Here is a 15,515-nt window from a genome sequence, read left to right as displayed (position 1 = left end):
CGTTCCCCTTGATCACGACGATTCCGGAAAACTTGTTGCCCTATGCCGAACTCGGGAGAGCCCAATAAACGGGCCGGACTGCACTGATGGATCGATCGGTAAATAACTATTTAGATACAAAATGTTATCCAATAATATCAGCGTATTAGGATGGTATTGTGGGAATTCTGCGGGGGCGGTGGCCTTGACAGGTCTCCGCTTTCGCTGTCTGGTTTGTCGCTAGGAATTTCCAGGGAGGACAATGTTGTCATGCTGAGATTTGCAGTCGTCGGGATCGATCATGGGCATACCCTCGATCATGTGAAGGGTCTGGTTGCGGCAGGTGGAGAGTTTGTCGGCTATTGCCCACGGACCTCGGTACCCGCGCTGCTTGAGACCGTCCGGCGGACCTATCCGGATACGCCGCAGATCGACCGGGAGGCGCTATTTGCCGACCCTTCGATCGATGTGATTTGCATCGCTGCTATCCCCTGCGATCGGGCCGACCTCGCCATCCGCGCGATGCGCGCCGGCAAGGACGTGATGACCGACAAGCCGGGGGTGACCACCTTCGCGCAGTTGGAAAAAATAAAGAGGACAGTGTCTGAGACCGGCCGCATCTTCTCGATCTGCTTTTCCGAACGTCACTGCGTGCGTTCCGCCGTCAAGGCGGGCAAGCTGGTCAAGGACGGCGCGATCGGCACGGTAATCCAGACGATCGGGATGGGGCCGCACCGCCTGCAACTGCCGACGCGGCCCGAATGGTTTTTCGATCCGGAGAAATTCGGCGGCATCATCGTCGATATCGCCTCGCATCAGGTCGACCAGTTTCTCTTCTACACCGGCTCCACGAGCGGGGAGGTGGTTGCAAGTTCGGTCGGTAACTTCGCCATGCCGGAGAGGCCAGCCTTTCAGGATTTCGGCGAGCTACTCCTGCGGTCCGAAAATTCATCCGGCTATGTCCGCGTCGACTGGTTCACCCCGGACGCGCTGCCTACCTGGGGCGATGGGCGCCTGACCATTCTCGGCACGAAAGGCTATATCGAATTGCGCAAGTACATCGATATATCCGGTCGTCCGGGCAAGGATCATCTCTTCCTCGTCAACGGCGAGGAGACGACCCACATCGATTGCAGCGACGAAAAGCTGGACTACTTCGATGCCTTTACCGCCGATGCGCGTGACCGCACGCAGACAGCAATGACCCACGAGCATGTCTACGAGGTCTGCCGGCTTTCGTTGGAGGCGCAGGCCAAGGCCGTAAGGCTTGGTGCCAAGTGAGGACCCTGGAATGACGAAGAAACTCCGCGTCGGTGTCGTCGGAGCGGGCATTGCATCCCGCCATCTGACAGGCTTTGCCTGGAACAGGGAGCTGTTCGAGGTCCCTGTTCTCTGCTCGCTCGACGAAGAGCGCGGCAAGGCCCTGTGCGAGGAGTTCACCATTCCGGACTATACGCAGGATGTGGAAACGCTGATCCGGCGCGCCGACATCGACGTGGTCGACATCTGCACGCCACCGAGTTCGCATTTCGAGATCTGCCGCAGGGCGATCGATGCAGGCAAGCACGTGATCTGCGAAAAGCCGCTGTTCGGCTCCATCGCCGAGGTAGACGAGATGAGCCGGTTCGTCGCGCGCGCCGAAGGGCTGACGTTGATGCCGATCTTTCAATATCGCTATGGCTCGGGCGTGCAGAAGCTGAAGATGCTCATCGAACTTGGTCTCACCGGGAGCCCGTTTCTGACGACCATCGAGACGCACTGGTGGCGCGGACCGGATTATTATGCGGTGCCATGGCGTGGCAAATGGGAAACCGAACTGGGCGGTGGCCTGCTCGGCCACGCGATCCACGCTCATGACATGCTGAACTACGTGCATGGCGGCTGTGCCGAGGTCTTCTCCTATGGCGCGACGCTGGTGAACCCGATCGAGGTCGAGGATACAGCCGCCCTTTCGGTGAAAATGAAGAACGGTTCGCTTGCCAGCCTGTCGATGACGCTCGGCTCGCGCGAGGAGATCTCGCGCCTACGCTTCTGCTTCAGCGATCTCGTCGTCGAGAGTATCGTCGAGCCCTATACAATGGGGCGCGACCCGTGGACTTTTGTTGCCGGCGACAAGCAGCACCAGACCCGTATCGACGAGGCGCTGGCAGGTTATGTGTACAAGGAAGACGGCTATACGCGCCAATTCGAGCTATTCCACCAGGCATTGATGCGTGGCGATGAGCCTCCCGTGACGCTTGAGGACGCCCGCAATTCGCTGGAACTCGTCACGGCGGCCTACCACTCGCAACGCACCGGAGTTCCCACCCCCTTGCCGATTCTCTCGGACCATCCACTCTATCGGTCCTGGCTTCCGGAGGACCGGAGGTCGTTCGCTGCCGGCGTGTAAAATGCTCGCGGTCGGGTCCATGACTTTCAGAATAAAAAGCCTTTCAGTGTAACGACTTCCTAAGCTCGATTTGCGAGCCTCCATGCATCGATTTTCATTCCGCCGTTGTTCGAGGCCATGCATGTTTTTAAGCAAGGACGATTGGATCAGTCAGCGCGCTTACGCGCTTTGGGAAGCCGAAGGCCGGCCGGAGGGCCGCGGTGAAGATCACTGGCAGCAGGCAGCGCGAGAACACCAGCTGCTCGAACTAACGAAAGCGTCGCTGGACGGCCGCGACATGATCGAGCGCCTGAGGGCAATGGGAAGGCTGATGCGCGAAACGGAGACCGACGCAACGCCGGTCCGGGAGCCGTCGAAGCGCTCGATAGCACGCTAAGTTGCGTTGTCGAACAGCAATGCAAACGGCAGGCGGTCCGCCTTAACGCGTATTTAGCCATTGCGATTAGTTTTCCCGAAAAATCAGGGGAAGACCGGCTTCGAAGGTAGAACGTCAACCTTTCGCGTCCAGCATCGAGCAACGGTGGCATGAACGCCCCTTTTTGCAGCTGCAGGAACCATAAATGCTTTCGGCGATTGTTCATGAACTCACGTCACAGGTTGGACGTCAATGGAACAACTTCTCCCGGCGTCCCGATGATGGGGACCTCGACAGCCGAAGACACAAAGCTTTCGCACCGGAGGCTTTGGTTGAGCTCGCTCATCTCAAGAAGCTGTTTGACAGGTCCTCCAAAGCAGCCCGCATCGGCGTGTGGGAATGCAGTCTTCCCGATGAGCGCCTGACCTGGACCGACATGGTCTATGAACTCTTCGACCTTCCGCCGGGCTACCCATTGCGGCGCAACGAAATCGTAGGGCTCTACTCCGAGAAATCGCTCGCCGAACTGACGAAACTCCGGAAGCTGGCGATCGAGAAGCACGAGGGGTTCAGCCTCGACGCCGAGATCGTCACTGCCAAGGGTAACCGCCGATGGATACGGATCACGGCCACGGTCGAATGCGAGCACGATGTGCCGGTCCGCATATTCGGGATGAAGCAGGACATCACGGCCGAGAAAACGATGTTCGATGAAATCCGGCATCTGGCCGAATTTGACGTGCTGACCGACCTTCCCAACCGCGTGCAGTTTCAATCGAAGTTCGAGGCTCTCTGCAGCTCCGACGCTCCCGCGGGTGCCGTCGCGCTTTTCCTCGTCGATCTCGACGGTTTCAAGCTGGTGAACGACAGCATGGGGCATCAGGCCGGTGACGAGTGCCTCAGGGAAGCAGCCGGTCGGCTGCTGAGGGCGCTCGAACGCGCGGAGATCGTCGCGCGAATCGGCGGAGACGAGTTCGCGGTTTTGCATTTCTGCGCAAGCGACGAGGACGTGGAACGGGTGGCCAACATCATCGTCACATCCCTCGGCGGCTCATTTGGCTACAACGGGCAACGCATCGGCATCGGCGCTTCTGTCGGTGTCGCCTTTGCTGCCAGGCATCTGGCACCTAAGGATGTCTTTGCGGCTGCCGACAAAGCGCTCTATTCTGCCAAAACCGACGGCAAGAACCATTATCGCATTGCGGCCCCATCGCCTGCAGCGGAAACTCATGCCGCCTAGCAGGCAGCAGCAATCGTCCCGACGTGATATATCTGGATTGCAAAGAACATTGTGATCTCGTAGGTCAGGCGCAAATTTTTTCGAAAAAACACTAAAAAGGTAGACAAAGACGGGCTGCCTATTTTCCTGGGCACCGGATAGTTTCGCCACATGTTCAAAGAGCAGGCATCATGAGCCACATTCCACAGATCGACTACGCGACCGCCTCCCAAGAGATCAAGAGCGCGCATGACGAGGAAGTCAGGATCCGCGGCCGCATGACCAATATGAAGCGGACCCTGCTTCATTCCCCGACGGCCCACCGTATCTATGCGGAATGGTTCACGCTGCGTGCCGAGCTTGGGTCTATCGACGACCGTTCGATATGGATTTTCTCTCATGCCATTTCGAAGGCCAGTAAATCGAAAATTGCGGTGACATTCTTCCGCCGCGCCCTGATAAATGCCGGTTTCAACCCCGATGCGCTGGAACTCTCGGACGAGGAAGCACTCCTCGATGCCTTCGGCAAAGCGATCGTCGCCGACTCAAATGCGATCCACACCGATATCTGGACAGCGCTGAAAGCCCGCTACGACTCAAAGACCCTGGTCGACCTCGTCGCCTTCGCCGGCATCATGCTCGCCACCGCCGTCTTCAACAATGTGGTGGAGATCGACTTCGACCCTGAACTCGAAGCCTTCGCCGAAACCGCCGACTGACCCATATTCCAACAAAAAAATCTCACACAGGGAGTTTGACATGTCCACCATCACCAGCCGTTCGCGACTGCTCGCAAGCGTCTTCGGGCTCGCGCTCGCTTTCGGCGCGACCCTTGCCCATGCCGAAACGCCGCCGAACGTTCTCGTCGTTGCCCAGTCGATCGATGACGCCGTCAGCTTCGACCCGGCAGAGGGCTTCGAGCTTACGACCGTGCAATCGTTCAACAACCTCTATCAGCGCCTCGTTCAGTCGAATCGCGAGGACGGTACCAAGATCGAGCCCGCGCTTGCAGCGTCCTGGGAGCCCGGCAGCGACGGCAAGAGCCTGACGTTCGCGCTGGCCGACGCCAAGTTTTCGTCCGGCAACCCGGTTCGCCCGGAAGACGTCGTGTTTTCGCTGACACGCGCCGTAAAGCTCAACAAATCGCCGGCTTTCATCCTGAACGAGCTCGGCTGGACCGCCGACAATGTCGATGGCGCCGTGACCAAGGTGGACGACAAGCACGTCAGGCTCACCTGGAGCGCTGACGTCGGCGCCGGCTTTGCACTCTCGCTTTTGACAGCGCCGATTGCCTCGATCGTCGACGAACAAACGGTCGCAGCCGAAGCAAAGGACAACGATTTCGGCAACGCCTGGCTGAAGACCAATTCGGCCGGCAGCGGCGCGTTCACGATCGCCACCTACACGCCGCACGAGGCGCTGGTGCTGCAGGCCAACGCCAATTCAGCCGACAAGCCGAAGCTCGAAAGCGTCATCATCCGCAATGTGCCCGATGTCAGCTCCCGCCGCCTCCTCGTCGAACAGGGCGATGCCGACATTGCCCGCGGCCTGGCCGCCGATCAGATCGATGCTCTGAAAGACAAGAGCGGCATCAAGGTGCTGTCGGTGCCGTCTGCACGCAGCGACTACATCCTGATCAACAGCAAGGCGAACGAGACGCTGGGCAAACCGGCTTTCTGGGAAGCGGCCCGCTATCTCGTCGACTACAACGGCATCGCCAAGGATCTCCTGCGCGGCCAGAGCAACGTCCACCAGGCCTTCCTGCCCGTCGGCTTCCCGGGTGCCGTGACCGATACGCCGTTCAAGCTTGACGTCGAGAAGGCAAAGAAGATACTCGCCGACGCCGGCATCAAGACGCCGTTCAAGGTCGAATTCATCGTCTTCAACGATCAGCCGTTCCTGTCGATCGCCCAGTCGCTGCAGTCGACCTTCGCCAAGGCGGGTATCGAGCTGGACATTCAGCCGGGTGTCGCCAGCGACATCTATGCTCGCGGGCGCTCCGGCAAGTTCGAAATGACGCTGCGCTACTGGATCCCGGACTATTTCGACCCACACTCCAACGCCAGCGCTTTTGCGATCAACCGCGACAACTCCACCAACACAGCTGCCAAGTACGCGGGTTGGGTGATTCCGGAGCTGACCGACGAGACGCTCGCGGCGGTCAAGGAACAGGACCCTGCAAAGCGCGTTGCGCTCTATCAGGACCTCCAGAAGAAAATCCAGGCTAGCTCGCCGTTCGTCTTTATGCTTCAAGGCAACGATCAGGTCGTGCTAAGCGACAAGGTGAAGAATTATGCCCAGGGCCTGAATGCAGATCAGGTCTATTACGACAAGGTAGAAAAATAAGTGCCGCAAGCGGCGACACCATCGGATGCCGACACAAACGACTCCCGCCAGAGGAAAGCCTGGCGGGAGTTGTCGTTCGTCTGGCCGCTATTCAAATGGCTCTGGTCCTTCGCGTTGACACTCCTGGGCCTTGCGCTTGTCACCTTTGCCATGACGCGCCTGTCGCCGATCGACCCGGCCCTGCAGCTCGTCGGCGACCATGCCAGCCAGTCGACCTACGACGCCGCGCGGGTACTGCTCGGCCTGGACCAGCCGCTCCCAGTTCAGTTTTTCCGCTATATCGAGACGGCGCTCTCCGGCAATTTCGGCCAGTCGATCTCGACGGGGCAGCCGGTCGCGCGCGACATCGCACGCACCTTCCCCGCCACGATCGAACTTGCAACGGCCGCCATCATCATCGGCGCCGTACTCGGGCTGGCGCTCGGGATCGCGGCCGCGATGCGCCAGGGAACATGGGTCGATACGCTCGCCCGCTTCGTCTCTCTCATCGGCTATTCCGTGCCGATCTTCTGGCTCGGCCTTCTGATGCTGCTGTTCTTTTATGCGCGCCTGCACTGGGCGCCGGGACCGGGAAGGGCGGACGTGGTGTTTCAGTATACGGTCAAGCCGGTCACCGGCTTCGCCTTGATCGACACATGGATGTCAGGCAAGACAGGCGCCTTCAGGGATGCGCTTGCCCACCTCGCCTTGCCGGCAACGGTGCTTGCGTTCCATGCGCTTGCCTCGATCTCACGTTTGACGCGCGCCGCTATCCTCACCGAGCTTGGCCAGGAGTATGTGACGACGGCACGTGCCAAGGGCGCCGGCATCCGACGCATCGTCTTCGTCCACATCCTGCCGAACGTCTCGGGCACGCTGCTCACCGTTATCGCACTCGCATACGCAAGCCTGCTCGAAGGCGCGGTGCTGACCGAGACGGTCTTTGCCTGGCCGGGCATCGGACGCTATCTGACGACGGCGATGTTTGCCGGCGACATGCCGGCAATTCTCGGCGCAACCCTGGTCGTCGGCTCATCCTTCGTGCTACTGAACGCGGTGACGGACCTTGCAGTCTCCAACATCCAGGCCGGGAGACAGAGATGACCGCGATTGTGCAAACACCGGTCACCGGTCCCTCTTTTTTGAAGCGGCTGCTTCGCTCACCATCCGCTGCGACAGGGGCTGTCGTCGTTCTGGTCATACTGTTCGCGGCTCTCCTGGCGCCGGTGATTGCGCCGTACGATCCGACGCTACAGGAGACTGCGAGCCGCCTCATGCCGCCAACGGCTGCCCATTGGCTTGGCACCGACGCCTTCGGTCGCGATATCCTTTCGCGCCTGATCTACGGGGCCCGCCCGACGCTTCTGTTGGTGCTGATCGTGGTGCTCCTGATGGCACCGCTTGGCATAACGGTCGGCATCCTCGCCGGCTTCTTCGGGGGGGTGACCGAGCGGGTGCTGATGCGCCTCACCGACATTGTCATGTCCTTTCCACGTCTGCTGCTGGCCTTCGCCTTCGTTGCGATCATGGGGCCCGGCCTGATCAATGGAGCGCTGGCTCTGGCCCTGACCAGCTGGCCCGCCTACGCCCGCCAGGCCCGTGTCGAAACGGCCGCCCTTCGCCGCAGCGATTATCTGGCCGCGGCCGAAATGGTCGGCATCAAGGGCATCCGCCTTCTCTGGGGGCATATCCTGCCATTGATCCTGCCGTCGGCCGTTGTCAGGCTTGCACTCGATCTGTCCGGCATCATCCTTGCCGCCGCTGGCCTCGGCTTCCTCGGACTGGGCGTTCGACCGCCGACGGCGGAATGGGGTTCGATGGTGTCTGACGGCACGCAGGTCATCTTCGACCAGTGGTGGATCGCGGCGACGCCTGGCCTTGCCATTCTCATCACTTCGCTCGCCTTCAACCTGCTCGCCGACGGTTTGCGCGACATTCTGGATCCGCGACATGGCTGAGCCGCTGCTGACGATCGAGAACCTCCGAATTTCCTTTCCGTCCGAGGGAGGGCCGGTCAGTGTCGTCGACGACGTATCGTTCGACGTCGGGCGTGAGGTCGTGGCGCTGGTCGGGGAATCCGGTTCGGGCAAGTCGATGACCGGACGGGCAGTCATGGGGCTGCTGCCGCGCGGAGCAAGGATCGAGGCCCTGCGAATGGCGTTTGACGGGCAGGAGCTGACCGCGCTTTCCCCTTCAGCCTGGAACCGGCTCAGGGGCCGCGGGATCGGTCTCGTACTGCAGGACCCGAAATACTCCCTCAACCCGGCCCACAAGATCGGACGACAGGTCGAGGAAGCCCTGTTGCTACACGAGAAGATCTCCGCGGCCGAACGCCGGGAGCAGGCGCTCGAGATGCTTTCCAAGGTCGGTCTGCCAGACCCCGAACGTGTCTATTCCAGCTACCCCGCAGCCCTTTCGGGCGGCATGGGCCAACGGGCAATGATCGCCGCGATGCTGGTCAGCCGGCCGAAACTCCTGATCGCCGACGAACCGACATCGGCACTCGATCGCGGCCTTCAGGATCAGATCCTGACCCTGCTTCGATCGCTGACGGAAGAACTCGGCATGGGCTTGCTCCTCATCAGTCATGACCTGCAGCAGGTCTCGCGCTACGCCGACCGGGTTCTGGTCATGCGGCAGGGCCGGATCGAGGAAGAGATGGCATCTGCCGATCTCGCTAATGCGGGGTCTGCCTATACCCGGGCGCTTTGGGCCGCACGCCCCTCGGCTGCGACCTATGGCACCCGCTTGCCGGTCTATGAGGGTGGCCGATGAAGGCGCTCGAAATCGACAATCTCTCCGTAACGTTCCATGGAAAGGGCAAGGGATTTGCCGCTGTTGGCGACGTCAGCTTCGTGGTCGAGGAGGGGCAGACCTTTGGGCTGATCGGACCATCCGGTTGCGGCAAGACGACAGTGCTGCGCGCCATTGCTGGCCTCAATACGCAATGGGACGGTTCGATCCAAGTTTTCGGCGAAGCGCTGCAACCCGGCAGGAAGATTGCCGGCGCGTTGCGCAGCAATATTCAGATGGTGTTCCAGGACCCCTATTCCTCCTTGCACCCACGCCATCGCATTCGCCATATTCTCGGCGAACCGCTGACCATCAGGAGGCACCCCGATGTCGAGACCGAGGTCCTCACGGCACTCGACCAGGTGGGGCTTCCCGCATCTGTGGCTGGCCGTTATCCGCACCAGCTGTCCGGCGGTCAGCGCCAGCGCGTGGCGATTGCCCGCGCGCTGCTGCTGAAGCCGAAGCTTTTATTGCTCGACGAGCCGACATCGGCGCTCGACGTGTCAGTGCAGGCAGAAATTCTGAACCTCCTCAACGATCTCAAGCAGTCGCATGGCATGACCTTCGTGCTGGTCAGTCACGACCCGGGAGTCGTCGCGCACATGTGCGACAATGCCGTTACCATGCAGGCAGGCCACGTCGACCGTGTGCTCGATCGTGCCGCACTGGCCGCAGGGGGCTGGGAGAGCCATTAGCGCCCTGCGTCGGCCAGTATTTTCGCCGCGAGTTCACCGGCGACGAAAGCGGCGTGCTCGGTGATCTGCGGCAATCCCATCAGCTCACCGAAGGTGCCGCGTGCAAGCGGCCCCGAAATCAAAAGCGACGCATCGGCGTTCATATCCGTGGCGACGGCTTCCGACTGCTCGTTGCAGGCAATGCCGAGGCCGGTCGCGTCGAGCTGCAGGTTCCCTCGATCGCGGAGGTCCCTTAACCAGGGCTGGCTGTCGAGAATGCCGCCGTGGGCCGGACCTGTGGTCACCACAACGGCGTCGTAAACCCGCTCCAGCGTCAAGGCATGACGGCGTCGCAGACTGACTTGAATCTCCTCGCCGTTCCGACTGGCATCGCCCACGGATGCGGCAAGAACCTCCATCCGGCCTGCAGCAATCGCTTCTTCGAGTACATCCTCCACCTGCGGCGCAATGCGGAAGCGATGCACGTCCCAGAACGGCCGTAGATGCCGGACGATCCGGCGCCTCTCGGCAACAGGCAGCTTCTGCCAGATGGCATGGCCATGGCCCCGGACCTGGTCGATGACCGCATGCCAGGTCTGGCCGGCCGCCTCCGCCTTGGCGATCGTCTGCCGGACCAACTGCAAAAGGGCGGTCGCGCTGTGCGCCGGCGCTGCTTCGAAATCGCCGAACGGCTCCTGCGGAAAAGGTGAGTGGCCCCTTGATCGCAGGCCACGCCGCGAGATGGACGTGATCGGCCCGTGATGGCCCGTCCGCGCCAATGAGGCTACGATGTCGGCCGCGGTCAGCCCGTTTCCGACGATCAGAAGCCTGTCGTCCGGTCGGATGGCGTCGAGCGATCCGGCGACGGCAGAGTCCGGCACAAATCGCGGATGGCCCTTGAGTCCGTCGAGATTGGCTGGTGCCGAAGGGGCAGGATGACTTGTCGCGATGACGACGAGGTCGGCGAAAGTCTGGCCGCCCTGACTGTCGTATATATGCCAGAACGCACCGTCCCGCCTGACGCCGGTGACCAGAGCCCGCCGGTGCCTGACCGCCCCGCTCCGCACGAGAGGCTGCAAGGCGGCGGCAACATATGCGCCGAAGAGACGACGTTGCGGGAAAATGTTCCCGTCCGGGCGATGAGCGCCCGGATCGTCCGCCACGGCATCGTTGCTCTCAATCCAACCCAGAAAATCCTCCGGATGATCAGGCAACAGGCTCATTCGGGCGGCAGGGACGTTGATCCGGTGGGCCGGATCGTCCGTGTCATAGGCGAGCCCTCGGCCGATTTCCGGGCGCGGCTCGAAAACGACGATCGCCGGCGAATTGTCTCCCAACGCAAGTGTCAAATGATACGCCACGCCGGCGCCAGACACGCCGCCGCCGATGATCGCAACTACGGGCCGGCGGCGGCCGACGCTCGCTTCAGTTCGGGAAGGGATGTTGTCGTGGTTCACAGTTTCCGGTCCCGTCGAATTATTTAAGTCAGAGCGCATATTGCCGCACCGGACTCGCATGATGTAATTTAAAGTTCGGTCGGTGGACCGGCAACGGCAATATTCTACAAATTAGGTAGAATTTTATCCCCCCAATTTGCGCAGGCGCCGAAGAGTTTTCCCGCAGTGCAGCACAATAGAGATCGGCGTACTTGGTTTCTTGTGTCCGTTTTTGAAATTATCTCATTGTTTTGAGGCTACCTCATCAATGTAAGACGGGAAACACCACAATGAACAAGAAGACGTCCGCCAAATTCAGCCTGACGCGCCGCGCGAGCCTCGCAGCGATCGCCGCGTCTGCCGCCGCTCTGGTTACTTTTGCCGCCCCAGTTCCTTCCTTTGCCGAGGACAAGTCGATCAAGGTCGGCATCATGAGCGGCGAGGACGAAGACGTCTGGCGCGTCGTGGCCGCCGAGGCCGGGAAGAGCGGTCTCAAGATCGAGACGGTTGTCTTCAACGACTATACACAGCCGAACGAAGCGCTCGAGCGCGGCGAAATCGACGCCAACGCCTTCCAGCATCAGCCTTATCTCGACAATCAGGTGCAGCAACACGGCTATCATATCGTCCGCGTCGGCTATACCGGCGTCTGGCCGATCGGCCTCTACACCAAGAAGTACAAGGCGATTTCAGAAGTTCCGGAAGGTGCCGTCATCGGCGTGCCGAACGACCCGTCAAACGAAGGCCGTGCCCTGCGCGTCCTGCAGAACGAGGGCCTGATCAAGCTCAAGGACGGCACCGGCATCCTGGCCACCGTTACGGACATCGTCGAAAATCCGAAGAAGATCGAGATCAAGGAACTCGACGCCGGCGTCGTCGGCCGGGCGATCGACGACCTGGATGCTGCCGTCGTCAACACCGACTGGGCATTGAAGAGCGGACTTTCCGCCTCCGACCGCATCGCGCAGGAGCCGATCGCTGACAATCCATACCGCAATTTCATCGCGGTCAAACAGGGCAGCGAGAACGAGGCGTGGGTGAAGACGCTCGTTTCGTCCTACCAGAACGATACGGTTAAGGCCGAGTTCGACAAGGTGTATAAGGGTACCGGCGTCAGCGCCTACTGATCAACATTCGCGCCTAGGGGTTGGGTGCGTTGAACAAGGCGGTCCGGGCGTTCCTTGCCCGGGCCGCCTTGGGCGTTTCCGAAGGGAAAGACTATGAATTCGTTTGTTTCCGCCTCCGTAATCGAGGCGCCGCCGGAGACCGAGGCCGAAGAGGTGGTCCGGCTCATCGATGTTCAGCGGCATTTTGGTGCAACCGCGGCACTGGACGGCATATCTCTGACTGTCCGAAAGGGCGAAATCCTTGGAATCATTGGTCGCAGTGGCGCCGGTAAGTCAACACTCATTCGCTGCCTGAACGGTTTGGAACGCCCCGATAGCGGCGAGATCGAGATCGAGGGGCGCAGCATCACCGGACTTGACGAAAAAGAATTGCAGCCGTTGCGCCGGCGCGTCGGCATGATTTTCCAGCACTTCAATCTGCTGTCGGCAAAGACCGTCGAAGACAACGTCGCCCTGCCCCTGAAGATTGCCGGTGTCGCCAAGGCCGAACGGCTGAAGCGGGCGCATGAACTCCTTCAGCTCGTCGGTCTTTCCGAGAAGGCGAAGGCTTATCCATCATCGCTGTCTGGTGGGCAGAAGCAGCGCGTCGGCATTGCCCGCGCGCTTGCCGCGCGGCCGGCTTTGCTTCTCTCCGACGAGGCGACCTCCGCGCTCGATCCGGAAACGACACGTTCGATCCTGGTGCTCCTGAAGGACATTAACCGCAAGCTCGGTCTGACGATCCTGCTGATCACTCACGAGATGGAAGTCGTGCGCAACATTGCAGACCGCGTCGCCGTGATCGATGCCGGCCGTATCGTGGAGGAGGGTCAGGTCTGGTCGGTCTTCGCCGATCCGAAGGCTCCGATCACCAAGAGCCTGCTTGCGGGAAGCCGTCCGCAGCTGCCGGAGCATATAGCAGCGCGGCTCTCACCCGGTTCCGGGACCGAGGTCATTCTCAGCATCGATCTCGCTGGTCCGGAAGCGCAGGGCGCTCTGTTTGCCGACCTGTCGGCAGCCCTGCCGCATTCGTTCCGGCTCGTTCATGGCGGCATCGATCATATCCAGAACCAGCCGGTGGCGCGGTTCTTCGTGGCCGTCCCGACGCGCGATCCGGCGTTGAAGGACAAGGTCGAACAATTCCTGAAAGCCCGCTCGGCGCGGGTAGAGGTGCTTGGCTATGACACCGATCATGTTTAATCTTTTGCTTCGTTCCCTCTGGGAGACGATCCTGATGACCGGTGCATCGGGCCTGATCTCGCTGGTATTCGGCCTGCCGCTCGGCCTTGCGCTGGTACTGACAAACCGTGGCGGCATTGCCGAAAACCTGTGGGTCAACAGCATTCTCGGCGCCATCGTCAACGGCTTCCGTGCGGTCCCTTTCATCATTCTGCTTGTAGCCCTGATCCCGCTGACACGACTGATTGTCGGAACGGCCCTTGGCACCTGGGCGGCGATCGTGCCTCTGGCGATTGCGGCCACGCCGTACTATGCGCGTATTGCCGAAGTGTCGCTGCGGGAGGTTGATCGCGGCCTGATCGACGCGGTGCGTGCCATGGGTGGCAACCGCTGGACGATCGTCAGGGAAGTGCTGGTGCCGGAAGCGCTGCCGGGAATCGTGGCGGGGTTCACCGTCACGCTGGTGACGCTGATCGGTGCGTCCGCGATGGCCGGTGCGATCGGCGCCGGCGGGCTGGGGGACCTTGCGATCCGCTATGGCTACCAGCGCTTCGAAACCGCCGTCATGGTCGCGGTTGTCGCCGTCCTGATCGTGCTCGTCTGCGGCATACAATGGCTCGGCGACCGCTTTGTCACCAGGCTGGATCACAAATAGTCAACGGCGAAACTGCGCGGCGGGGTGCGAGGAAGGCAGCCTGCCGTTGCCGCCGAAGAGCTTCTGTCGAAGCGGTCCCTCGGCATAGTCCGCCTTGAACAGCCCGCGCTCCTGCAGCACCGGGACGACGAGGTCGATGAAGTCGGCCAGACTTTCCGGCGCAACGGTCCGCGCGAGGTTGAAGCCGTCGATGTCGCCATCCTCGATCCATCCCTGCAGGCGATCCGCGATATGCTCCGGCGAGCCGACAATCGGCTTCATGCGACTGCCGAGCACCATTTGGTCGGTGATCTCCCGAAGCGTCATAGGCTTCGGCGCTTGCCTGGTAATGGCCGACAGCGCCGACTGATTGGCATTGGTTGATACCCGGTCGATCGGATCGTCCAGACCGTATCGCGAGAGATCGATACCGATCGATGCCGAGTAGTGGGCAAGCGATGCTTCCACACTTGCGTGGCGGCGATAGTCCTCGAGCTTGTCTTCCGCCTCTTTCTGCGTGCGTCCTGCGACGACGGTAATCAGGCTCAGGACGCACAAGGCATCAGCCCCGCGCCCCATCGCTGACGCCTTGCCACGCAAAACGTCCACCGTCGGTCTCGCCGCTTGCGGCGTGGGCGTGGCGATGAACACGCATTCGGCGTGGCGGGCCGCAAAATCCTGGCCACGCGCAGAAGCGCCGGCCTGGAAGAGCAAGGGGGTGCGCTGCGGCGACGGTTCCGCAAGGTGAATGCCTTCCATCCTGTAGTACTTGCCCAGATGGCTGACCGCGCGCACCTTCGACGCATCGGCAAAGATACCGCGGGTCTTGTCGCGCACAGCGGCATCGTCGTCCCAGCTTCCCTCCCAGAGCTTGTAGAGGATTTCGAGGTATTCCTCGGCTGCGTCATAGCGGGCGTCATGCTCGGGCAATGCGTCGAAGCCCATGCTGCGGGCAGCGCTGTCGAGGTAACCGGTGACTACGTTCCAGCCGATCCGCCCCTTGGTGAGGTGGTCGAGCGTCGACATGCGCCGCGCGAGCAGAAAGGGCGGCTCGTATGTCGTGTTGACGGTGACGCCGAAGCCAAGGTGCTTCGTCACATAGGCCATCGCCGAGATCGGCATCAGCGGATCGTTGACCGGGATCTGTGCACCGGTCTCGATGACAGGGGCCGGACTTCCCCTGTAGACGTCGTAGACACCGACGATGTCGGCAAGAAAGATGCCGTCGAGCTTGCCGCGTTCGGCCGTTCGCGCAAACTCCGTCCAGTAGTCGAGATCGGTATAGTGCAACGACGTATCGCGCGGATGCGTCCACATTCCATGATTGATATGGCCGACGCAGTTCATGTCGAAGGCGTAGATCTGCATCTGCTTCATCGAACGCTCCCCCATGCCGGGGAGCGTCCCCAACGACTGGTTTGTAGGA

15 protein-coding genes are annotated in these 15,515 nt (G+C 61.2%); 13 read left to right on the top strand and 2 right to left on the bottom strand.

What is annotated here, in order from left to right; all coding sequences use genetic code 11:
* Window positions 1-249 precede the first annotated feature (249 nt).
* The 10 genes from ASC97_RS06180 (at window position 250) to ASC97_RS06135 (ending at window position 9,755) form a co-directional block, all read left to right on the top strand.
* Window positions 250-1,260 carry a Gfo/Idh/MocA family protein gene (locus ASC97_RS06180; RefSeq protein ID WP_057467475.1) on the top strand — a complete coding sequence of 337 codons (1,011 nt, stop codon included), beginning with the start codon at window positions 250-252 and terminating at the stop codon, window positions 1,258-1,260.
* Between the two features lie 10 nt (window positions 1,261-1,270).
* Window positions 1,271-2,368 carry a Gfo/Idh/MocA family protein gene (locus ASC97_RS06175; RefSeq protein WP_057467474.1) on the top strand — a complete coding sequence of 366 codons (1,098 nt, stop codon included), beginning with the start codon at window positions 1,271-1,273 and terminating at the stop codon, window positions 2,366-2,368.
* 121 nt (window positions 2,369-2,489) lie between these two features.
* The gene (locus ASC97_RS06170) at window positions 2,490-2,744 is read left to right on the top strand and encodes a DUF2934 domain-containing protein (protein WP_057467473.1); all 255 of its coding nucleotides are present in this window, start codon (window positions 2,490-2,492) and stop codon (window positions 2,742-2,744) included.
* A gap of 184 nt (window positions 2,745-2,928) precedes the next feature.
* Window positions 2,929-3,963: a GGDEF domain-containing protein gene (locus tag ASC97_RS06165; protein WP_057467472.1), complete on the top strand. Its 1,035-nt coding sequence runs from the start codon at window positions 2,929-2,931 to the stop codon at window positions 3,961-3,963.
* 170 nt (window positions 3,964-4,133) lie between these two features.
* Window positions 4,134-4,661 carry a hypothetical protein gene (locus tag ASC97_RS06160; RefSeq protein WP_057467471.1) on the top strand — a complete coding sequence of 176 codons (528 nt, stop codon included), beginning with the start codon at window positions 4,134-4,136 and terminating at the stop codon, window positions 4,659-4,661.
* 40 nt (window positions 4,662-4,701) lie between these two features.
* On the top strand, window positions 4,702-6,288 hold the full coding sequence (locus ASC97_RS06155; RefSeq protein WP_057467470.1) for an ABC transporter substrate-binding protein: 1,587 nt from the start codon (window positions 4,702-4,704) through the stop codon (window positions 6,286-6,288).
* Window positions 6,289-7,371, top strand: a complete 1,083-nt coding sequence (locus ASC97_RS06150) for an ABC transporter permease (protein ID WP_082529888.1) — start codon at window positions 6,289-6,291, stop codon at window positions 7,369-7,371. It begins immediately after the preceding gene.
* Entirely contained in the window at window positions 7,368-8,225 is an 858-nt protein-coding gene (locus ASC97_RS06145) for an ABC transporter permease (RefSeq protein WP_057467468.1), read from the top strand. The genes ASC97_RS06150 and ASC97_RS06145 overlap by 4 nt, the downstream gene beginning before the upstream one ends.
* Window positions 8,218-9,042, top strand: coding sequence for an ATP-binding cassette domain-containing protein (locus ASC97_RS06140; protein WP_057467467.1), 825 nt, complete (start codon window positions 8,218-8,220; stop codon window positions 9,040-9,042). Before ASC97_RS06145 ends, ASC97_RS06140 begins: the two co-directional genes overlap by 8 nt.
* Complete coding sequence (locus ASC97_RS06135) at window positions 9,039-9,755, top strand: ABC transporter ATP-binding protein (RefSeq protein WP_057467466.1); 717 nt, start codon at window positions 9,039-9,041, stop codon at window positions 9,753-9,755. Before ASC97_RS06140 ends, ASC97_RS06135 begins: the two co-directional genes overlap by 4 nt.
* On the opposite strand, the gene ASC97_RS06130 is transcribed toward ASC97_RS06135, so the two are convergent.
* The gene (locus ASC97_RS06130; RefSeq protein WP_082529887.1) at window positions 9,752-11,230 is read right to left on the bottom strand and encodes an FAD/NAD(P)-binding protein; all 1,479 of its coding nucleotides are present in this window, start codon (window positions 11,228-11,230) and stop codon (window positions 9,752-9,754) included. The two genes, ASC97_RS06135 and ASC97_RS06130, sit on opposite strands and share 4 nt — an antisense overlap.
* A 230-nt stretch (window positions 11,231-11,460) precedes the next feature.
* Here ASC97_RS06130 and ASC97_RS06125 point away from each other — a divergent pair, with 230 nt between their 5' ends.
* The 3 genes from ASC97_RS06125 (at window position 11,461) to ASC97_RS06115 (ending at window position 14,110) form a co-directional block, all read left to right on the top strand.
* The gene (locus tag ASC97_RS06125) at window positions 11,461-12,297 is read left to right on the top strand and encodes a MetQ/NlpA family lipoprotein (RefSeq protein WP_057467465.1); all 837 of its coding nucleotides are present in this window, start codon (window positions 11,461-11,463) and stop codon (window positions 12,295-12,297) included.
* 93 nt (window positions 12,298-12,390) lie between these two features.
* A complete protein-coding gene (locus tag ASC97_RS06120; protein WP_057467464.1) occupies window positions 12,391-13,476 on the top strand; it encodes a methionine ABC transporter ATP-binding protein in 1,086 nt (361 codons plus the stop codon).
* Window positions 13,457-14,110 (top strand): methionine ABC transporter permease, encoded by a 654-nt coding sequence (locus ASC97_RS06115; RefSeq protein WP_057467463.1) that lies wholly within the window; start codon window positions 13,457-13,459, stop codon window positions 14,108-14,110. Before ASC97_RS06120 ends, ASC97_RS06115 begins: the two co-directional genes overlap by 20 nt.
* Here the strand turns inward: ASC97_RS06115 and ASC97_RS06110 are convergent, their stop codons facing one another.
* Window positions 14,111-15,466, bottom strand: coding sequence for an LLM class flavin-dependent oxidoreductase (locus ASC97_RS06110; RefSeq protein ID WP_057467462.1), 1,356 nt, complete (start codon window positions 15,464-15,466; stop codon window positions 14,111-14,113).
* Window positions 15,467-15,515 lie beyond the last annotated feature (49 nt).

This window comes from Rhizobium sp. Root1203, from assembly GCF_001424945.1.
In the GTDB taxonomy this organism is placed as follows: Bacteria; Pseudomonadota; Alphaproteobacteria; order Rhizobiales; family Rhizobiaceae; genus Rhizobium.
This window is presented reverse-complemented; position numbering and strand designations above follow the sequence as displayed.